Here is a 20,692-nt window from a genome sequence, read left to right as displayed (position 1 = left end):
TTCCATGGTCAGCGGGGGCACGGGCAGGACGCGCCGACGGTGAGCCGCCAGCGGACCTCGCCCGAGGCGGGGACGCGGGCGGCGTCGTCGGGGCCCGCGTCGGCCAGGTCGAAGACGCGGCCGAGCATCGGCTCCACGCCCGTACTGCGATAGGGCCGGCCGGCGGGGAAGCCGCCGAGGTTGCGCCACAGGGCGACCGACACCGGCTGGCCCGCCGCCTCGACGGCGAAGCCGAGCCGGTCCGCGGCGTCGTGCACACAGCACCGGCCGGCGGCCACCACGGCCCCGACCGCCGTACCGTCGTTCGGCCCGAACCGGTCGAGCCGCAGCCCCTGGGGGGCCGGCCAATCGCCCTCCACCCAGGGGGCACCGGCGGGCCAGGGACGGCCCAGCAGGGGCGCGGCCTCCGGGAAGAGCCGGGTGGGCGCCCCCTCACGGGCCCGTACGACGGCCTCCTCGGAGAGGTCGAGGAGCGCGTGGGCGGCCCACAGGAAGCGGAAACCGGGCTCGGCCGTGAGCACGTAGGCGGCCTCGACACCGTCGTCCGTGCCGCGCAGCGTGCGCGTCAGGGCGAAGCGGTCGCAGCGCACCGTCTCTCCGTCCCCCTCCCCGTCCCGTGTCCAGGGCCGCGACCACGCCTCCCCGTGGTCGGGGGTGCCGCGCACGGTCGGGACGCACTCCTCCAGCCCTCCCGCGTCCACGAACGCGTCACCCGGTGCGACACCGGCGCGTTCGGGGCTCGCGCGCCGCCACAGCCATTCCCGGCCGCCGTGCCGCAGCGAGGTCCAGCGGCCGCCGTGCGCGAGGTCGGTCACGACGTCGAGCGGCACGGTCACCACTCCGCGAAGGAGCCGTCGGCGTGCCGCCACACCGGGTTGCGCCACTGGTGCCCGGCGCGGTCCGCCGCGCGGACGGCCGCCTCGTCCAGGGTGATGCCGAGGCCGGGGGCGTCACCGCGGTGCGCGTGCCCGTCGACGAACCGGAAGGGTTCGGGGTCGACGAGGTAGGAGAGGAGGTCGGCGTCCTTGTTGTAGTGGATGCCCCGGCTCTGCTCCTGGATGAGGAAGTTCGGGGTGGCGAAGGCGACCTGGAGGCTGGCCGCGAGGGCGATGGGCCCGAGCGGGCAGTGCGGGGCGAGCTGGGCCCCGTAGGTCTCGGCGAGCGAGGCGATGCGGTGCACCTCGGAGATGCCGCCGGCGTGCGAGAGGTCCGGCTGGGCGACCGCGACGCCGGCGGCGAGGACGGGCAGGAACTCGGCGCGCGAGTACAGGCGTTCGCCGGTGGCCAGCGGCACCGGGCTCGCGGTGACCAGGCCGGGCAGCAGGTGGCCTTGTTCGGGGACGACGGGTTCCTCCACGAACAGCGGGTGCAGCGGCGCGAGTTCGGTGAGGACGCGGCGGGCGCTCGCGGCCGTGAAGCGGCCGTGGAAGTCGACGGCGACGTCCCGGTCCGGGCCGAGGGCGTCCCGGGCGGCGCTCACCCGGGCCACCACGGCCGCCGTCTCCGCGGCCGTCGCCAGCGGCGAGGTGGCCCCGGCGGCGTTCATCTTCACCGCGGTGAAGCCTGCTTCGACCTGGGCGGCTATCTGCTCGGTCAGCTGGGCGGGTTCGTCGCCGCCGACCCAGGCGTACACCCGCACCCGGTCGCGCACCGGACCGCCCAGCAGGGCGTGCACGGGCGCGCCGTAGGTCTTGCCCGCGATGTCCCACAGGGCCTGGTCGAGGCCCGCGACGGCGCTCGACAGCACCGGACCGCCCCGGTAGAAGCCGCCCTTGGTGAGCACCTGCCAGTGGTCCTGGATGCGCAGTGGGTCCTGCCCCACCAGGTACTCGGCGAGGACGTCCACGGCCGCGCGGACGACCTCGGCGCGTCCCTCGACGACGGGCTCGCCCCAGCCGACCACTCCGTCGTCGGTCTCGACGCGGCAGAACAGCCAGCGCGGCGGGACGAGGAAGGTCTCTATCCGCTCGATCTTCACCGGCCGCCGCTGCCTTCCGTGTCGTTGCTTCCGGTCCCCTCTTCGGGGCTGTCCAGCCGTGCCAGGTCGCGGCCCGCCTGGTCGAGCAGGGCCCGCATGGCCGTCTCGGCGGCCTGCGGGTCGCGGTCGCGCACCGCGTCCAGGACGGCGCGGTGGGCGGGGACGGGGTCCTCGCTGTGCGGGGAGCTGTGCACGATCCGGTCGCGGTGGGCGAGTCCCGACTCGATCACCATCTCCATGCGTTCGAGCAGTTCGTTGTGGGTGGCGGCGAGCAGGGCGCGGTGGAAGGCGAGGTCGGCGTCGACGGCGTGGCCCGGGTCGGTCTCCTTTCGCCCCATCGCCTCCACCGCCGTCTCCAGCAGCAACAGGTCGGCCTCGGTGCGGCGTTCGGCGGCGAGCCGGACGGCGGCAGGCTCGATGATGGCGCGGACCTCGGCGAGGTTGCGCAGCAGCGACCATTCCGCGCCGGTCGTCCCGCCGCCCTCGAACTGCCAGCGCAGCACGTCGGCGTCGAGCAGGTTCCAGTCCGCTCGGGCCCGTACGAAGGTGCCGCGTTTCTGGCGGGCGTCGACCATGCCCTTGGCGGCGAGCACCTTGAGGGACTCGCGCAGGGCGGTGAGGCTGACGTCGAGTTCGCTCTGCAGCGCCACCAGGTCCAGCGTGGCCCCTTCCGGGATCTCGCCACCCAGGATGCGGCGCGCCAGGGCCTCCACGGTCTGGCCGTGCACACCGCGGCGGGCGTAGGGCGTCATGTCGTACAGCCTTTCTCTTCCACGTTCGGGTCCTCGTTCTGGTCCAAGGGCGTCATGCGGAGGCCTTCACGACGCTCCAGCCGCCGTCCACGACGAGACTCGACCCGGTGATGTAGGAGGCCTCGTCGGCGCAGAGGAACGCGATCGCGGCGGCCACCTCCTCGGGGGTGCCGAAGCGGCGGGCGGCCGTCTGGGCGATGCTGCGTTCCCGTTCCGCGGGCCCCACCCGGTCCCAGGCCCCGGTCAGGATCGGCCCGGGGAGTACCGCGTTGACGCGGACCTCGGGCCCGTACTCGACGGCGAGCTGCCCGCACAGGGACAGCAGGCCGCCCTTGGCCGCGGCGTAGGCGGGGTGGCCGGGGATGCCGGCGTGGGCGTGCACGGACGAGGTGAGGACGACGGCGCCGCGGCGGGCGCGCAGGTCGGGCAGGACCGCCTTGACGCCGAGGAAGCCGCCGGTGAGGTTGACGGCGAGCTGCCGCTGCCAGGACGCCAGGGTCATCTCGCCGGCCGGCCGGACCTCGACGGTGTAGGCGTTGCTGACGAGCACGTCGACCGGGCCGAAGGCACGGGCGGCGGTGACGATCCGCGCCCAGTCGTCCTCGGCGGCGACGTCCGCGTGCACGTAGCGGGCCCGGCCGCCGTCCTTCTCGATCCCGTCCACCACGGCCTGGCCGCGTTCGTCGGCGATGTCGGCGAGCACGACGGCCGCGCCCTCCCCGGCGAGGCGTGCGGCGGTGGCGGCACCGATGCCGGAGGCGGCGCCGGTCACCACGGCGGTGCGGCCGGTGAAACGGGCACCGTACCGTCGTACGGACTGGTCCATCGGGCTCCTTAGAGGGTGAGCTGCTGGAAACATATGCGGCCTACAGGCGGCTCAGCACCACCAGGTCGGCGTCGTGTTCGGCACTCCATGCGAACGGCAGGCCGTGGTGGAGCAGATGGGCTCCGCCGTAGGACGTTCCGGTGGCCGTGTCCCGGTAGCGCGCCGCCGGGTCCAACCCGCGCAGCCGGAGCCGGTCGGGGCGGCCGGGCAGCAGCGGCGCCCCGTCGAGGCGGCCGGTGGAGAACGCGGCGACGACGGTACGGTCGCCGGCGTCGAACTGCACGCCGCAGCTTGGGTCGTCCGGCGCGCCGAGCAGCCGGGCCTCGCCGTGGTGGACCACGTCCCGCACCTCCTTGTACCGGGCGGTCCACAGGGCGGCCTCGGCGCGCTGCTCCGGGGTCCAGGCGCGCAGGTCGGCGCCGATGCCGAGGACTCCGCACATGGCGTTGACGAAGCGGAAGGCGAGGCTGCGCGGGCGCGGGTCGAAGATGCCGGGCGCGTCGGTGACCCAGGAACTCATGACGTGCGGCGCGTGGGCGTGCAGGAAGCCGTGCTGGATGCGCAGCCGGTCCATGGGCGCGGTGTTGTCGCTGGGCCAGACGACGTCGGTGCGGGCGATGGTGGCGTGCTCGATCCGTCCGCCGCCGCCGGCGCAGCCCTCGACGGTGACGCCGGGGTGGGCGGCGCGCAGGTGGTCGAGGACCCGCAGGTATCCGGCGACGTGCTCGGCGTCCAGGTCGGCGGGACCGGCGCCGGGGCGGCCGCGTTCGGTGGGCGGGCGGTTCATGTCCCACTTCAGGTAGCCGATGCCGTAGGTGCCGAGCAGCCGGTCGAGGGTGCCGATGACGAAGTCCTGGACGTCGGTCCGGCCCAGGTCGAGGAGCAGCTGGTTGCGGACGAGCCGGGCCGGGCGGCCGTCGACGCGGTAGACCCACTCGGGGTGTTCGGCGTGCAGCCGGCTGCCGGGGCTGACCGCCTCCGGCTCCACCCACAGGCCGAAGTCCATGCCGAGCGCGCGGATCTCCTCGACGAACGGGCCGAAGCCCCGCGGGAACGCCTCCGGGTCCGGGTACCAGTCGCCGAGGCCCCCGGTGTCGTCGGCGCGGCCGGTGAACCAGCCGTCGTCCACGACGAACAGCTCGGCCCCGATGTCGGCGGCGGCCTTCGCCAGCTCCAGCTGCCCGGCCTCGTCGACGTCGAAGCCGGTGGCCTCCCACGAGTTGTAGAGGACCTTGCGGGTGCGGTGCAGCCGGTCGCCGGAGAGGCGGCGTTCGTAGCGGTGCCAGACCCGCGACAGTCCGTCGAGGCCGTCCGGGCTGAACGCGCAGGCGAGGCGGGGAGTCGCGAGGGTCTGTCCGGCGGCCAGGCGCACCGCGCCCTCGTGCGGGACCCGCCCGGCGCGCACCCGTACGGCACCGCCGGGCTCGGCCTCCGCCGTGATGTGCCAGTTGCCCGGCCATGCGAGGGCGACGCCGTACGCGGCCTCCTCGTCCTGCACGGCGAGCCAGGGCGCGTACGCGTGGCCGGGCGCACCCTGCGTGCTGCCGATGGTGAACGTGCCTCTGGTGAGGTCGAGCCGGGTGTGCTGGAACTCCTGCGACCACTGACCGGAGAGGTACGTCAGCCGGGCCGGGCCCCTGACGGGGACGTTGACGGCGGCCGAGTCGAGCCGTTCCAGGCGGAGTTCGGTGGTGGCGGTGAACTCGGCCCAGCGGAGGATCACGTCGGTGCCGGGGACGGTCTCGTAGCAGAGGACCGTGCGCAGGCCGGTCTGCCCGTCCACGAAGGCGAGCCGAAGGGATCCGGGCGCCTCCTGCGCGCCGTCGAACTCCCACCACACGCCGCGGTCCGCGCCCTGGCCTCCCACCACCAGTTCGGACCCGGTGAACGGCCGCAGTCCGTACGGCAGGTACTCGGCCGGGGCCGCGTCGGCGGGCGTGATGAAGTGGGTGCGGTGGGACCAGTCCAGGGCGGAGGGCCCGTCCTCGACGCCGAGCGGGCCCCAGGCGTCGAGCTCGGCCCAGGGTCCGTCCGGGGAAAGGCGGACCGTGTAGCTGGTGTGCTCCGTCCCCAAGGTCCAGCGCTGGTGGGTCACTTGACCGCTCCGAGGTTGAGGCCGGCGACGAAGTGCCGCTGGAAGCGCAGGAAGACGGCGACCGTGGGCGCGGCGGCGATGACCGACCCGGCCGCGACCACGTTCCACTCCGACACGTACTGGCCCTGGAGTCCGATGAGGGCGGCGGTGATCGGCATCTTGGTGTCGCTGCGCAGGACGGTGATCGCCCAGAGCAGGTCGTTGAAGATCCAGGTGAAGGACAGCGCGCTGAGGGCCGCCAGGGCGGGGCGGGTCAGCGGGAGGATGATCCGCCAGAAGATCTGCCAGGGCCCGGCGCCGTCCACGACCGCCGCCTGCTGGATCTCCGCCGGGATCGACCGCATGAACCCGTGCAGCACGAAGACGTAGAAGCCGACGCCGAAGCCGATCTGGACGCCGATCAGCGCGGGCAGGGTGTCGTAGACGCCCATCACCTCGCTGAGCTTGGAGACGGGGATGAGCAGGATCTGCGGGGGCAGCAGGTTGCCGCCGAGCATGAGCAGCAACAGAGCGCGCCGGAAGGGGAGTTCGTAACGGCTGAGGGCGAACGCGGCCATCGCGGCGAGGGCCAGGGTCACCAGGACGCAGGGGATCGTGACGAGCAGGCTGTTGACCAGGGCCTGCTGCTGGCCTCCGTCGGTCCAGGCCTGGCCGAAGTTGCCCAGGGTGAAGGAGCGCGGCCAACTGCCCAGGCCGTGGGCCGCGATGTCGTCGAAGGAGCGCAGGCTGGTCACGACGACCAGGGCGATGGGCAGCAGCCACAGGACGGCCAGGGCGCCGGCGCCGAGGTGGAATCCGGCGGTGGCCGCCCTTCTGCGGCGCAGCGCCGTGGCGTTGGCGGACATCAGTCGGCCTCCCGGAAGGCGCGGACGAGGTACGAGGCGATGACGCCGAAGGCGAGGACGAAGATGACGACGGCCAGGGCGGAGCCGTAGCCGAGGCGCAGGGACTGGAAGGCGGTGGAGTACATGTAGGTGCTGAGCAGTTCGGAGGAGTGGTAGGGGCCGCCGCGGGTGAGGGACCAGACGACGTCGAAGGAGCGCAGCGAGTCGATGATGATCACCGACAGCACGACGGCGTTGACGCTGCGCAACTGGGGCAGGGTGACGTGCCGGAACCGCTGCCAGGCGCTCGCGCCGTCGACCTTGGCGGCCTCGTGGAGCGCCGGGTCGATGCCCTTGAGGCCGGCCAGGTACAGCACCATGACGTAGCCGATCTGGCGCCACAGGGCGGGCACGATCACCGCGTACAGGGCGGTGTCCTGGTCGGCGAGCCAGGCATGCTGGAGGCTGCCGAGGCCCACCCCTTCCAGTACCCGGTTGAGGACGCCGTCGGGCTGGTAGATCGCCTGCCAGACGAGGGCGGTGGCCACCAGCGAGAAGACCACCGGCAGGAACAGGGCGGCCCGGTAGAAGCCGACGCCGCGCCGTTCCTGCTGGAGCAGCAGCGCGGCGGCGAGCCCCAGGACGGCGGACAGGCCGCCGAAGAGGACCAGCCACAGGACGGTGTGGCCGAGGGCGCTGCGGAAGACGTCGTCGTGGGCCATCTCCCGGAAGTTGTCCAGGCCGACGAACTGCGGCGGGGAGACGCCGTCCCACTTGGTGAGGGCGAGGTAGAAGCCCTGCAGAGCGGGCCAGAACACCCACACGGCCTCGGCGAGCAGCGGGACCAGGACGAAGGCGAGGACCATCGGCGGGGTGCGCCGGGGGCCCCGGGCCCGCCTGCCGCCGACGGGCATGCGGGCCGGGGTCTTCCGGTCGGGGGCGGTGAGCACGGCCACGTCAGGCGTTCCAGATCTTCTGGGCGTCGCGCTGCCAGTCGGTCAGGATGCTGCCGATCTGCTTCGGCTTGGCCAGGAACTTGGTCAGGGCGGTGTCGGCGGTGGGCTGGAGGGCGTCGCTGGAGTCCCGGTTGAAGAACTGGGTGATCTCGGCGGCCTCCGCGACGTGCGCGCGGCCCTTCTTCACCAGCGCGGTGCCGGCGTCCTTGGCGTCCGGGTTGCAGGGCAGGACGGTCCCGGAGGAGCCCTTGATGTATATCTCCTGGGCCTCGGCGGTGGCGAGGTACTTCAGCAGGTCGAAGACCTGGTCGCGGCGGCCGGTGCGGGCGCTGGCGAAGTAGCCGTCGACCGGCGCCTCCTCGGCGAGCGGAACCTTGGCGTCGATGACGGGGAAGCGGAAGAAGTCGATGTCGTCCAGGGCGCTCTTGGGTGCCGAGTCGGCGAAGAAGGTGCCGATGAGCATCATGCCGGTCTTGCCGCCCAGCAGGGCGGTCGTGGCGTCCTGGAAGGCGAGCGCGGTGCCGTTCGGGTCGAAGTACGGCAGCACCTCCTGCCAGCGGTCGAAGACCTTGCGTACCTCGGGGTCGTCGAACCGGTGCTTCCCGGCGAGAAGTTCGCGGTGGTACGGGGCGCCGTTGATCCGGATGTCGAGGTAGTCGAACCAGGCCGACGCCACCCAGGGGGTGTTGCCGCCCGCTCCGAGCCCGATCGGCGCGACGCCCTTGGACTTGAGCTTGTCGCACAGGGAAAGGAACTCGTCCCAGCTCTTGGGCTCGCTCACGCCCCACTTGGCGAAGTTGGACTTCCGGTAGAACATGCCCCACCAGTAGTAGGTGTTGGGCACGAACACCTTCTTGCCGGAGCTCGCGGTGCACAGCGAGTTCAGTGCCTTGGTGTACCGCTTGAGGTCGGGCGAGGAGCTCCACACCTCGTCGAGGTCGAGCAGCAGGTTCTTCTTGGCGTAGGCGTCCGCGACCGAGCCGGGGTACCAGGTGTACACGTCCGGCGGGTTGGCGGAGGTGAGGTAGGTCGGCAGCTGGGTGCGGAAGGTCTCGGCGGCGACCGTGTTCAGGCTGGCCTTGCCGGACCCCTTCTTCCCGTAGGCCGCGACCAGGTCCTCCATCGCGGCCTTGGCCTGCGGGGCGGAGAGGTTGGACTGGAGGGTCGCCGGGCCCTTGGAGGAGGTCTTGCCGGAGGAGGTGGAGGTGACGCAGCCGCTGAGCAGTGCCGCGGTCCCGGCGGCACCGAGTCCGGCGAGGAAACGCCGTCTGCTGGTCTGGGGGTTGGCCATGGTGATGTCCTCGTTCAGTTGAATCGGGTCCGGTACACGTGGCCGTCGACTCCGCGGAAGACCGCGTCCACGGCTCCGTCCGGGGCGGCGACCGCGCCGAGCGCGCCGTCGAACGCGGCGCTCGGGAACTCCTGCCGTTTGCTCCAGCCCTGCCAGGCGCCGTCGGCGTACCGCTGCTGCCAGAGCGTGTAGTCGGCGGCCCGCGCGTACAGCAGCACCGCGTCCCCGGCGGCGACCAGCGTCGGGCTGCCGCTGACGGTGCCGCCGAGCGAGGTCCAGTCGGACCACTCCCCCGAGGTGTCCCGCGTCCGCGTCCACACGTCGTCGGCGGTGCTGCGGACGGCGACGTGGACGCGTCCCTGCGCGTCGACGGCGGCCGACGGCCGGCCGGAGACCTGCAGCCCGGCGGGCGCGCCGAGCGAGGACCAGCCGGACGCCGGGCCGCGCTGCACCACCGTGCCGTCGGCGCCGCGGGCGAAGAGCGTCCAGTGCGCGGGATCGGTGAAGGCCACGGACGGCGCGTCGGTCAGCGTGCCGCCCAGGGACTGCCACCGCCCCCAGCGGCCGTCGGCGTGGACCCGGCGGTAGGCCCGGGAGTCGGCGCCGCGCACGAAGACGTCGGTCCGGCCACCGGCGGAGGCGTACACGGCGGGCTGGCCGAGGATCCCGCCCTGCGCGGGACCGCCGAGGTCCTTGGTGCGTGCGCCGGTCTTCTCGACGAGCGAGCCGTGCGGACCCCGGAAGAAGGTGGAACCGTCGCTCGTCACGGCCGGGCTGGCCGTCGCCGTGACGCCCAGGTCGGTCCCGGGCAGGGCGTCGGCGCCGGTCAGCCTGAGGAAGGCGGTGCCGTGCGCGGGGACCTCCACGGTGTACGACCCGGTGTGCGTGCCACGGTCGGCGCGTGCCCGCAGGTCGCGGACGCGCACCGGGCCGCCGAGGCCGGTGTCGGCGAACTGCACGGTGCGCTCGGCCGGTTGGTCCGAGCGGTTGAGCAGGACGACCGCGCGCTGCCCGTGTCCCTGCAGGACCTTGCTGTACACGTCGCCGACCGAGTCGGTCGCCACGCGTACGCCCTGGACGGCGAGGGGGTCCTGGTCGACGGCGATGATCTCCGGGTTGCGGAGCGTGGCGAGCATCGAGTCGGACAGGGTGCGCGGGTCGGAGCCCAGCATCAGCGGTGAGCCCATCTCGGCCCACATCACGAACTGGGTGGTGGACTCCTCCTGGGTGAGCTCGTACGTCCCGTCGGTCATCTTCCGCATGGGGATGAGGTAGTCGGGGTCGTTGTAGTGGCCGGGGCCCTGCGCCTCGGGGTGCCAGGCGTTGGCGTCCATGTTGCGCAGGATGTTCGGCCACTCGCCGGGGCTCGGGGTGCCCCAGGCGATGTCGGTGCCGGTGCGCCAGGAGTCGGCGATCGCGGGGGCGTAGACGTAGGTGTTGTGGGCGTCCTGCTCGGGGGTGTGCGGCAGGCCCCAGTCGTCGGTGAGCGGGTTGCAGAGGTTCAGCAGCATCGTGCGGCCGGACTTGGCGACGGCGTCGCTGAACTCCTTGTAGGCGGGGCCCGGATCGAGCTTCGCGCCGATCCCGCAGAGGAAGTCGACCTTGATCGCGTCGATCTTCCAGCTCGCGAACTGCCGCGCGTCCTGGTCGTAGTACCCACGGCTGCCGAGACCGCAGCTCTTGCCGCCGTCGTAGGTGCCGGCGTCGGTGTAGATGCCGGCCCGCAGGCCGCGCTTGTGCAGGTAGGAGACGAGGGCGGGGATACCGGACGGGAAGCGGTCCGGGTTCGCCGTCAACCGGCCCTGGGCGTCCCGGGGGTTGTCGGCCTGCCAGCCGCCGTCCAGCCAGACGATGTCGTAGCCGGCGTCCCGCAGACCGCTGGCGACCAGCTTGTCGGCGACGGCGCGCACCTCCTTCTCGGTGGGCGCGCCGAGCCCGTAGTAGGTGTTCCAGCCCATGTAGGGCGTCGAGGCGAGGCCGCTGTCGTAGCCGGCGGGGGCGCCTTGGTCGACGGTCGTCCCTGCGACGGCGTCGGGGGTCGCGGTGGCGGCCAGGACCACCGCGACGGCGGCCACCAGGGCGGGCCGGGTGATCCGGTGGTGCCGGGTTCCGGCTGCGGGCGGGTGCGAAGTCACGTGCCTCTCCCGGAGGTTGGGAAGCAGGAGAACGAGACGCGGGCCGCCCTTCCGGAGCGGGACCCGCGAGGTCACGGCGACGACTGTGGCCTGTGGCCGAAACCGTGTCAAGATTAATTACTAATTTAGTAGAAGCGAGGGAAGGTGGGCCGGGCAGTGCGGCCCGGCCCGGAGAACGCTCCCGTCTCACTCCCCGCCGGGAGCGGCGCGGCGGGAACGGTTCGCGGGCGCGCCCGCACTGAGGAGGGCCGACGCGACGAGCACCGGCGGGAGCAGACCGGCCCAGCCCGGCGCCGTCCGCAGGACCGCCATGCAGGCCGCAGCGCCCGCGATGAGGGCCGCCAGCCGGACCGGCACCCAGCGGTTCGGGCGGCCCGCTCCCACGCCCTTGACGATGTAGGTGGCCAGGGTGCCGGTCAGGTACGTGGTCGGCGCCGCGGCCCGGCCGGCCGCCACCATGGCTCCCGACTGGATGCCCATCGTCAGCGCGGCACCGAACTGCAGGACGTCCCGGGCCGTCCGCCCCGGCGCTCCGTCGAGGGCGGCCCAGACCACCGCGCCCACGGCCAGCAGGAGCGCCTCGCCGGCGAGACAGAGCAGCACCGGCCGCGACCAGTGCGTGGCGGTGCCCCCGTACCGGCGGGTGCACCGGGCGGTACCGGCCGCGCCCAGCCCGAATCCGGCCAGCGCCAGCACCGCCGCGGTCACACCCGTGGCCTGGGCGCGGCCGGCCGCCATCCCGAGGAGGGCCAGGTTGCTGGTCATGACCCCGGCGAAGACATGGTCCAGCGCGGTGAAGGAGATGGTCTCCACCGCCCCGGAGGCCGCGACCAGCAGCACGACGGCGACGCGCAGGCGGGTCCCAGGTTCCGCCGGCGGTTCCCCGGCGGCCTCTGTCGCTTGCTCACGCGGTGCGTCACTCACAGTGCCCGAGCGTAACGCGAGGTGCGCGCCGCTCCCCGTTGCCGTGCGCCGCCGGGTGAACCGCACTACTCGGCGGCGGCGCGGACCAGGCCGCCCAGCCAGGCCTGGTGACCGTCGAGCAGGGGGTTCGGGCGCTCGGGGGCTCCACCCCTCACGGTCCCACAGCGCCCCGTCGCGGACGCTCGCCACAGCACCCCGTCAAGGGCGCGGGGAACAGCGCGACCAGTACGACGGCGCCGCGGACGACAGCCGACACCGACACACGGCGGCACTTCAGGCGACGCGCTCAGCCGTTCTTCGCCATCCGGGCCCGATGCGCCGCCACCGTCGTCCGGCTCGCGCACGCGTTGGAGCAGAACCGCCGCGTCCGGTTCCGCGACTGGTCCACGAAGTAGTTCTGGCACCCGCTCGCGGCGCACCGCCCGAGCGTCACCGCCGGATCCCCTGCCACGACCAGGGCGAGCTGGGCGGCGACCACCTGGCCGACCCACCGCCGGGCCGGGGTGCCGTTGCGGCTGAAGTGGATGTGCCAGCGGCCGGGGCCGTCGTGGTCGGAGAGGTGCATCTCCGGCGGGTAGTCGCGCAGCAGCCGGTGCACCGCGTCAGGGGCGGCGCCGTCGACCGCCTGCGCCAGGGCAGCCCGCACGAGGTCCGGCAGTTCGCCGTAGTCGCCGTCGGCGGGCGGAGCGACCTCGTGCTCGGCGAAGAACGCGGCGGCGAGTTCGCCGTGCCGGTCGAGGGTCCCCGTGTTGGCCAGCTCGACGGCCAGCCGCGTCACGTTCCCAATGTAGTCACCGTACTGCACTTGACCACCTACATCGCCGCTTCCTAATGTAGGTGCCATGTTAGCTTATGACACCTACATAGCCCGTCGCCTGCTGCTGCTCGGCGAGTGGGACGCGGCGCTCGCCGCCCTGGACCCGGACACCGAGCCCGAGTTGCGCGCCGAGATCGCCGTCGACCGCTGGTTCTTCCGGACCGACGGTCACGAGGAGGCCGAGAAGGCGGTCGCGGCGCTCGACCCCGCCGCACCGACCGCGCACCTGCTCACAGCGCGACTGGCCTACAGCCGCCTGCTGTTCCGGCACGCCCCCCGCCCCGACGACCGCGCCGTGGCCGAGGCCGGCTACCGCGCGGCGGCCGCGAGTGACGACGAGAAGCTGCGCGGCTGGGCCGAGTACCACTGGGCCGTCCTGCTGGACAACATCGACGAGGACCCGGCCGGTGCCCTCCCGCGGTACGAGACCGCTCTCGACATCGCCACGAGGACCGGCGACGGCTACTTCGAGTCCTACATCATCCGGCACCTGGCACCGCACAAGGAGCCCGCCGAGCGGATCGCGATGCTGCGCCGCTCACTCCACCTGCGCGCCGCGCTCGGCGCCCGGCCGCAGACCATCGCCGCGCAGGCGCTCCTCGCCGACAACCTGCCCGAGGACGACCCCGAACGCGCCGAACTCATACGGACGTTCCGCCCGGGCGCGGAGGAACTGGGCATCGGATGGCTCGTGTCCGCCAACTGACCTGACAGCAAGGAACAGTTCACCCGGTACGCCCGGGACGACCAAGTCACCGGCGTACCCGGCCGGGACCGGCCCCACGACACGCAACGGAGGACTGCACCGACGCCGCCCGACGAACCACCGGCGGACGGGGAGCCCGCCGGTGCACTGTTGCCGACGGGGCACCTGGTTCACGTCGCACGAACAGCCGTAACGTTGCCGGCTCGCCGACCACGCTCGCAGCCACGGGGTGAGCACCGGCTTCCTCGCCTACGCAGAGGAAGCCGTCGCCCGGCTCTATGCGCGCCTCGGCTTCCGCCCAACAGGCACCACCTTGCTGATCGCCGGCCAGCCCGCGTGATCGTAGGACGGTCTGGTGGGCGACCACAGCCCGCTGCGGAACTGTGCTCCCCGTTCCCGCGGGGTTGGGCCTGCACTGGACCGACGTCCACCGCACGCGCTGAATACGCCGCCGGCCAAGCGGTGGCCGTCGACCACCACACCGGCCCGTGCGCAGGTGTCGCGCTGCGCGCCCGTGGGCTCCTGCAACAGCCTTGGGTTCAGGCCGCGCAGGGCGGGTCGTAGGAGCGGTCCGGCAGGTACTGCCGCCACTCGGTCCGGGTGATGGCCGCGCCCGCGACGGCGCAGATGCGGGCGGCGACGGCCCTGGGGTCGGTGTCCCACAGCCGTACGGTGTGATCAGCGCTGCCGGCAGCGAGGGTGTGGCCCCTGGGGCTGAAGGCGACCGCGTAGACGTGGTCGGCGGGGCCCGTCAGCGTCGCCACGACGGCGGGTGACGCCGGTCGCGAGACGTCCCACAGCCAGACCGTGTGGTCGGTGCTGCCGGCGGCCAGCGTGTGCCCGTCCGCGCTGAAGGCCACCGAGTAGACGTAGTTGGTCGGACCGGTCAGCGGTCGGCCGAGGAGTCGCGGGGTCACCGGCCGGGTCATGTCCCACAGCCGCACCGTGTGATCCGCACTGCCCGCGGCCAGCGTGTGCCCGTCAGGGCTGAACGCGACGGAGTAGACGGTGTCACCACTCGCCGTCAGCGGGTGGCCGAGCGGGCGGGGCGCCTCGGGCCGGGTCATGTCCCACAGCCGCACCGTGTGATCCGCACTGCCGGCGGCCAGCGTGTGCCCGTCGGGGCTGAACGCGACCGAGAAGACGTAGCTCGTGAAGCCGGACAACCTCGGCAGCCGAGCGGGGTGGGCCGGGCGCGTGACGTCCCACAGTCGGAGGGTCTGGTCGTCGTTGCCGGTGACCAGGATGTGTCCGTCGGGGCTGAAGGCGACCGTCTCGGCGTACCCGGTCGACGGCCCGGTGAGCGCGGGCCCGAGCGGGAGGGGGTGGGCCGGGTCGACGATGTTCCACAGCCGTACTGTGCCGGTGGTGCCGGCGATCGCGAGGATCCGGCCATCGGGGCTGAAGGCCACCGCCGTGACGGCGCCCCCGGGAACAGTGAGCGGCCGGCCCATCGGTTCGCCGGTGGCGACTGTCCACAGCCGGAGCCGGTCGGTACCGATCGCGAGGAGCCGGCCGTCCGGGCTGAAGGCCATGCCATTGACCACGCCGTCGGTGGTCAGCACCGGGCTGGGCAGGTGCCACAGCCGGGTCACCCGATCGGCGTCACCGCTGACCAGCGTCGACCGGTCTCGCCAGAGCAGCGCGGTGACCGGACCGGTGTGCCGGAATCCGGCCGTGACCTGGTGGGTGCGCAGGTCCCACAGTCGGACCAGGTCGTCGCTGCCCCCGACCGCCAGCGTCCTGCCGTCGGGGCTGTAGGCCAGCGCGTTGATCCAGCTGGTCGCGCCCGTCAGGGGCTCTCGTTCCTGTCGGGGAGCGGCCGGATCGGCGACGTTCCACAGCTCCACCCGTTGATCCCGGCCACCGACGGCGAGGCTCCGGCCGTCCGGACTGAACGCCAGTGTGTAGACGTCCTTGCGCGAGGCGGCGAATCCCGCCCCTGCCGCCGTGGGCCTGCCGGAGGTACCGATCCGCCAGAGGCGGACCTTCCCGTCGCCGCTGCCCGCGGCCAGGATCCGGCCGTCGGGGCTGAAGGCCACCGTGTGCACGTATCCCGCGGGTCCGGTGAGTGCGGGCCCCGACGCCTTCGCGTTCCCGGGAACCGTGACGTCCCAGAGATGGACGGAGTTGTCGGCGCTGCCCGCCGCGAGCGTATGCCCGTCGGGGCTGAAGGCGACGCTGTAGACCGTGTTGGACGGACCGGTGAGCGGTCCGCCGAGCGGGCGGGGCCGACTGGGCACGCTGACGTCCCACAGCCGTACGGTCCGATGCGCGCCGGCCACCGCGAGCACCCTCTCGTCCGGGCTGAGAGCAACGGTGTACACCGCGTCGGGGAACGCGGCCAGTGGGTGCCCGAACGCCACGGGGTGGCGGGAGTCGGTGGTGTTCCAGAGTCGTACCGTCCCGTCGGCACCGCCCTGAGCCAGCAGACGGCCGCGGCTACCGAGGGCGAGGGCCTGCACCGCGCCGTCCGGGGAGAGCAGGCGGGTGACCGCGGGTGAGGCGGAGGAGTTCAGCAGGCTGGAGACGGCCTCGGGGGTGGCGGCGATCCGGTAGGCGGTCAGCGACAGCTGGGCGCCCAAGCCCACTTCGTCGGTACGAACCCGGTCCGCCGCGACGGCGGTCAGACGGGAGGCGGCGGCGGTCTGCTGTTTCTCAGCCGTTCTGTTCCGCTGGATGCCGTACCAGGCACCAGCGACGACCAGGACGAAGACCACGCCCAGTGCAGTGCTCAGCTGGTACAGCCTGCGGGTGCGGCGGCGTGCGGACAGCCGTTCCAGCCGCTCGTTCTCGATACCGGCGTCCAGGAACTCCCGCTCGAGCGGCGTGGGATCGAGGCGGTGTGCGGCGTCCTCGGCCCAGCCGCGAGCGAGCGCGAGGCCGGTCCCCCGCAACAGCATCTGCGGATCGCGTCCGCTGTCGTGCCATGCCTCTGCCGCCTCGGTGAGCCGGTGATGGGTGCGGATCCCCTCGCGGTCGGACTCGATCCACTCCTGGAGGAGCGGCCAGGCGGACAGCAGCGCCTCGTGGGTGATCGTCAGCGTCTCCGCGTCGGCGGTGATCAGCCGCTGTTCGATGAACAGATCTGCCACCAGGCTCAGTTCATCGGCTTGCGAACCGCTCCCGGCCCGCAGGAGTTCGCTGTGCCAGATGCGGCGCCGGACATCGGCCGTCGTGCTCGACAGCCGGACCAGGCGCAGGAAGAGCGTGCGGGCCAGGACCTGCTGCTCCGGGGTGAGCCCGTTGTAGACGTCGTCGGCAGTGTGCGCCACAGCGCCGGCGATTCCCCCGGTGGCCTGGTAGTCGGCCACGGTGAGCTGCCGGTTCTGGCCGCGCTCGGCGGTGGCGAACAACGCGTGGGACAGCAGCGGAAGCGCTCCGTCCTCGTGCCCCTGGTCCGTGCCGCCCCTGACCGCGGGCGCGAGGTCCCGCAGCAGCAGCTCGACCAGCCCGTCGTCCAGCCTGACGCCCGCGCTGCGGGCGGGCTCGACGATCGCCCGGCGCAGCTGCGCCGAGGTCATCGGGCGGACGATCTCCTGGGCCTCCTCCAGCGCGGTCGCCAGCAGCGGCCTGCGCAGGGCCGCCGGGTAGAAGTCGGCCCGCAGTCCCAGCACCGCCGAGACGACGGGGCCGGGTGAGGTTCCGAGGGTGCCCTCGGCCGCTGTGCCCGGGCCGGTACCGGTGAGGGCACCCAGCGCCTCGATGAACGCCTGCCGCTCCGCCTCGTCCCGGCAGGTCGTGAACGTCTCCTCGAACTGATCGACCACCAGGACCAGCGGCTCGGGAACGAGGCGCGCGCAGTCGGCCGGATCCGAACGCAGCACCTCGACGATCTCCGGGACCGACAGGCCCGCGCCCGGGGCGAGGCGTGTGGCGAGTTCGGTGAGCGGATGGGCCCGCGGGGTGAAGAGAGCCACCCGGGCGCCTTCCTCGTCCCTCAGGACGGGTACCAGTCCCGCCCGTAACAAGGAGGACTTGCCGGAGCCCGACGGGCCCACCACGAAGACGAGCGGCCGACCGGCCGCGTGCCGCTCGGCCAGCCGGCGACGCAAGCGCTCGGTCGCCTCCTCGCGGCCGAAGAACATATCCGCGTGCTCGGGCTCGAAGCCGGCCAGACCGGGGTAGGGCGCGACGGCGCTCCTGCGCTGCCGTAGGCGGATCAGGTCGCCTGTCAGCGCCTCGACGGTCGCCGCGTCGCTGACCCCACAGGCGTCCAGCAGTGCGGGGAGCAGCCGCGTGGGCGGCAGGTGACGGCCCGAGAAGTACCCGCCGATCGTGGCGGACCTCCGGTCGAGGGCCTTCGCAACCTCCCTGACGGTCAGTCCGGCGCGTTCCCTGAACGACGTCAGTTCCCTGCCGAAGTCGGCCCGGTCGGCGATGGGTCGGCGTGCGCCGCCCGGCCGTGCTGGATCCTCCGACACTGATCCCCCCGTTCCCCGCTGCCCCGGCCCGCAGGGCGCCCCTTTGCCGGCACGAATCTCCTGTACGGATCTGTACGGACTTGGACGGTCCCGCCGTACGGCTTCGTACGGAGACTGTCCGGCCTTGTACGGGCTTGCGGCAACCACTTCACCAACATTCACGTTGCCGGTTCGCTGACTGCATGTCCCGTTTCATGCAGGCGCTCCCGCCCCGGCTCCCGGAGACGACACCATGACCAACGTCCCCGCCCTCTGCACGGCGGCCCTTCTGCTCCTGCTCGGCATCGGCATGGTGCTGCGTCGCGTGGGGACCACCGCCGAGCAGCGACCCGTGGTGCTGGTCGTGGCCTGGCTGTGCGTGGCCCTCGGTGTCGACCTGGTCCTGTTCGGCTTCTTCCCGGGGGAGACCGTCAGCGGCAAGGCCCTCGGCTTCCGGGTGGGCGGCGCGGCCGCACTCTTCCTCGTCGTGTGGCAGGGCTGCTTCCGGGTGCACAAGCAGGCCCTGGCGCTGGACCGCCCGGGCGAACTGCTGCGGCAGAGCAGGGCCGAGACGGTACGGCTGCGCGCCCAGCTCGCCGCGGCCACCGTCATGCGGCAACCCCGGCGGCTCACGGCGACCCGGGTGCACCGCCACCCGGTGGCCGGGCAGCCCGGGCGCGAACTCGGCATCATCACCGGCGATCTGAAGAACGTCGACTTCGTCGACGTCTGGGTCAACTCGGAGAACACCGACATGCAGATGTCCCGCTTCCACGAGCGTTCGGTGTCCGGCCTCATCCGCTACGAGGGCGCCCGGCGCGACGCCTCCGGCCGCGTCGTGGAGGACTGCGTCGCCGACGAGCTGGCCCGCCAGGTGACAGGCCGCACTCCCGTCATGCCGGGTACGGCGATCAGTACCGGGCCCGGGAAACTGGCCACCCGTAACAAGGTGCGCCGGATTGTGCACATCGCCTCGGTGATCGGCGAGCCCGCCCACGGCTACCAGCAGACACGCGCCCTGGCCCGGTGCGTGACCAACGCGCTGCGGGAGGCGGAGCGCCCGGGGCTGCCCGACGCCGGATCGCTGTGCGAACCGCCCGCCTCGGTCGTGTTCCCCCTGCTGGGGGCGGGAGAGGCCGGCGCCGATCCGGTCGAGACCGCCAGAACGCTGCTGACGGCGGCGTACGAGTACCTCTCCTCCGACCGTCCCATGCCGCTCCGTGCCGTCTACGTCCTCGCCTACACCGACGCCGAACTCGCCGCATGCCACGGCGCGCTGGCGCTGTTGGCCGACGGCAGCCGCACCGAGCGCTGAGCCGCCGAACCAGTCACTGCCCGCCCCCTGCGCAGCAGGGGCCAGGCGGTCCGTCCGCTCTGCCCGCCGGAAGCACCGGCCACAACACCCGCCAGAAGGGAAACACCCGTGCAATCCGTCTACTCGGCCGAACCCTTGGCCCCCGACCGGGTGCACGTCCGTGCCCCCGACCGCCGTCCCTGGTACCTCCGGCTCGGTGCCGAACGGCCGGTCGTGGCGTCCGGCTGCCCCGAGAGCGACTGCGCCCCTGGGGCGATCGAGGCCCACGACGTGTACTGCCGCTCCCACGAGCGCCTCCTGCCGTTCTCGACGTCCGCACCGACCCGGACCCGGTGGCTGGTGGTCAACCTGCTGCGCGCGGTGGTGTGCGGGGTGTTCACCGTGGCCGCGCAGACCGCGAGCACGATGCCAGTGACTGTGCTGGCCGTGCTGGCGGGGGCGGTGGTACTCGCACTGCCCCTGCGGCACTACCCGGTCGGCCGGACCGCCGCCCTCCTCCTGTGGGCACTGGCCTGCGCGGTGACCGCGCTGACCGCGGTGACGGGGACGCACGGGCACCGGATCATCGGCACGGTGTCGGCGGCGCTGGTCGCACTGGCCTGGCTGGGCTGGACCAGCGCCAGGCTCACCGACCGGACGGACAGCGGCAGGACCCGATCTCGTCGTGCCCGACGGCCCAACCCGGACGACCTCTCCGGCGGCCGGGCGGTGGGAATGATCGCCTCGGGCATGGCCGCCGCACCGTTGGCGCTTCTGCTGAGCCTGCTGCTCGACCAGGGGCCTGCGGGCTGGCTGCTGCGGCTGCCCGCGGTGCGCGGCTGGCTGCTGATGGCCGCGGTCGGCAGCCTCGCCGGCGCGCTGTTGGCCGCACTGCTGGTGGGCGCGCTGGACGGCTGGGGACTGGTCGACCTCCGTACCCGCCAGGCCACGCTTCCCGGCAGACCCGCCATGCTGCGGTGGACACCGGCCGACAGGCGCTGGAAAGGGGCACCACCGCGATCCTTCGCCGGCCGCGTCCAGGTCCTGGTGCTCGAACTGCGTCACCAGTTGGTCACGGCGGCCCTGCGCTGCGTCGCCTTCGCCGCCAACGTCCTGCGGCTGACCGGTCACCACGCGGCCAGGGCCGTCGCCCGGCTGGCGAACTTCCTGTTCCGGCAGGCCGTGATCCTGCTGCGCCGGGCCCGTATGTCACTGATCTGCGCGGCACATGTCCTGGGCAGGGCGGTACGGGCGCTGGTCACGACGGTCCCGCGCAGCGTCCGCATCGTCCTGCTGCCGACCGCCGTACTGGTCCTGGCGGCAGTCCTCGTGCCGGTGGTGGCCCGGGAGACCACGGCGTACCTGACCCACGGCGGCCCCGGACGACTCGGCGTGGCGATCCTCGGTGCCCTGGCGTGTGTGCTGCTGTGCACGGTGGCGTGGGCAGCGTTCACGGGCGAACCGTTCGTCCGCACGCGGGACTCGGCGCTGCGTACCGCCGGACTCGCCCTCCCTCACGTGGTGCTGCTGACCACCGTCGGCGGATGGGTGCTGGGGCTGCCCGGCACCTTCGGCCACGGACGCATCCACGTGGGCTGGCTGACGCTCACCCTCACCGCCCTGGTCCTGGTCTTCCTGGTGCGTGCCAGGCCGGACCGCAAGCCCGCATCGGACGAGTGACATGGCGTACC

At 73.0% G+C, this 20,692-nt stretch carries 15 protein-coding genes; 3 read left to right on the top strand and 12 right to left on the bottom strand.

Annotation, left to right across the window (positions count from 1 at the left end):
- Nucleotides 1-8: 8 nt before the first annotated feature.
- From ACZ63F_RS31850 to ACZ63F_RS31800, 11 genes are all read right to left on the bottom strand, one after another.
- Complete coding sequence (locus tag ACZ63F_RS31850; RefSeq protein WP_469716201.1) at nucleotides 9-836, bottom strand: hypothetical protein; 828 nt, start codon at nucleotides 834-836, stop codon at nucleotides 9-11.
- Entirely contained in the window at nucleotides 833-1,978 is a 1,146-nt protein-coding gene (gene dgoD / locus ACZ63F_RS31845; protein WP_469716199.1) for a galactonate dehydratase, read from the bottom strand. The genes ACZ63F_RS31850 and dgoD overlap by 4 nt, the downstream gene beginning before the upstream one ends.
- On the bottom strand, nucleotides 1,975-2,730 hold the full coding sequence (locus ACZ63F_RS31840; RefSeq protein ID WP_469716197.1) for a FadR/GntR family transcriptional regulator: 756 nt from the start codon (nucleotides 2,728-2,730) through the stop codon (nucleotides 1,975-1,977). The genes dgoD and ACZ63F_RS31840 overlap by 4 nt, the downstream gene beginning before the upstream one ends.
- A 52-nt stretch (nucleotides 2,731-2,782) precedes the next feature.
- Nucleotides 2,783-3,556, bottom strand: coding sequence for an SDR family NAD(P)-dependent oxidoreductase (locus tag ACZ63F_RS31835; RefSeq protein ID WP_469716194.1), 774 nt, complete (start codon nucleotides 3,554-3,556; stop codon nucleotides 2,783-2,785).
- Between the two features lie 40 nt (nucleotides 3,557-3,596).
- A complete protein-coding gene (locus tag ACZ63F_RS31830) occupies nucleotides 3,597-5,651 on the bottom strand; it encodes an alpha-galactosidase (RefSeq protein WP_469716192.1) in 2,055 nt (684 codons plus the stop codon).
- On the bottom strand, nucleotides 5,648-6,496 hold the full coding sequence (locus ACZ63F_RS31825; protein WP_469716190.1) for a carbohydrate ABC transporter permease: 849 nt from the start codon (nucleotides 6,494-6,496) through the stop codon (nucleotides 5,648-5,650). The genes ACZ63F_RS31830 and ACZ63F_RS31825 overlap by 4 nt, the downstream gene beginning before the upstream one ends.
- Nucleotides 6,496-7,431, bottom strand: coding sequence for a carbohydrate ABC transporter permease (locus ACZ63F_RS31820; RefSeq protein WP_469716187.1), 936 nt, complete (start codon nucleotides 7,429-7,431; stop codon nucleotides 6,496-6,498). Before ACZ63F_RS31820 ends, ACZ63F_RS31825 begins: the two co-directional genes overlap by 1 nt.
- 1 nt (nucleotide 7,432) lies before the next feature.
- A complete protein-coding gene (locus ACZ63F_RS31815; protein WP_469716185.1) occupies nucleotides 7,433-8,722 on the bottom strand; it encodes an ABC transporter substrate-binding protein in 1,290 nt (429 codons plus the stop codon).
- A gap of 14 nt (nucleotides 8,723-8,736) precedes the next feature.
- Nucleotides 8,737-10,857: a DUF8189 domain-containing protein gene (locus ACZ63F_RS31810; RefSeq protein ID WP_469716182.1), complete on the bottom strand. Its 2,121-nt coding sequence runs from the start codon at nucleotides 10,855-10,857 to the stop codon at nucleotides 8,737-8,739.
- A gap of 186 nt (nucleotides 10,858-11,043) precedes the next feature.
- Entirely contained in the window at nucleotides 11,044-11,781 is a 738-nt protein-coding gene (locus ACZ63F_RS31805) for a DUF1275 family protein (protein WP_469716179.1), read from the bottom strand.
- 286 nt (nucleotides 11,782-12,067) lie between these two features.
- Nucleotides 12,068-12,559 carry a CGNR zinc finger domain-containing protein gene (locus ACZ63F_RS31800; protein ID WP_469716177.1) on the bottom strand — a complete coding sequence of 164 codons (492 nt, stop codon included), beginning with the start codon at nucleotides 12,557-12,559 and terminating at the stop codon, nucleotides 12,068-12,070.
- Between the two features lie 64 nt (nucleotides 12,560-12,623).
- Here ACZ63F_RS31800 and ACZ63F_RS31795 point away from each other — a divergent pair, with 64 nt between their 5' ends.
- Nucleotides 12,624-13,304 carry a hypothetical protein gene (locus tag ACZ63F_RS31795; RefSeq protein WP_469716175.1) on the top strand — a complete coding sequence of 227 codons (681 nt, stop codon included), beginning with the start codon at nucleotides 12,624-12,626 and terminating at the stop codon, nucleotides 13,302-13,304.
- A gap of 539 nt (nucleotides 13,305-13,843) precedes the next feature.
- Here the strand turns inward: ACZ63F_RS31795 and ACZ63F_RS31790 are convergent.
- Entirely contained in the window at nucleotides 13,844-17,728 is a 3,885-nt protein-coding gene (locus ACZ63F_RS31790; RefSeq protein ID WP_469716173.1) for an nSTAND1 domain-containing NTPase, read from the bottom strand.
- A 232-nt stretch (nucleotides 17,729-17,960) separates the two neighbouring features.
- Here ACZ63F_RS31790 and ACZ63F_RS31785 point away from each other — a divergent pair, with 232 nt between their 5' ends.
- Together ACZ63F_RS31785 and ACZ63F_RS31780 are read left to right on the top strand one after the other, a co-directional pair.
- Nucleotides 17,961-19,022: a macro domain-containing protein gene (locus tag ACZ63F_RS31785; protein WP_469716171.1), complete on the top strand. Its 1,062-nt coding sequence runs from the start codon at nucleotides 17,961-17,963 to the stop codon at nucleotides 19,020-19,022.
- Between the two features lie 108 nt (nucleotides 19,023-19,130).
- Nucleotides 19,131-20,681: a hypothetical protein gene (locus ACZ63F_RS31780; RefSeq protein ID WP_469716169.1), complete on the top strand. Its 1,551-nt coding sequence runs from the start codon at nucleotides 19,131-19,133 to the stop codon at nucleotides 20,679-20,681.
- The last annotated feature ends 11 nt before the right edge of the window (nucleotides 20,682-20,692 follow it).

This window comes from Streptomyces sp. NPDC104761, assembly GCF_055583445.1.
Note: the sequence above shows the minus strand (reverse complement) of the source record. Positions and strands in the feature narration are given on the sequence as shown.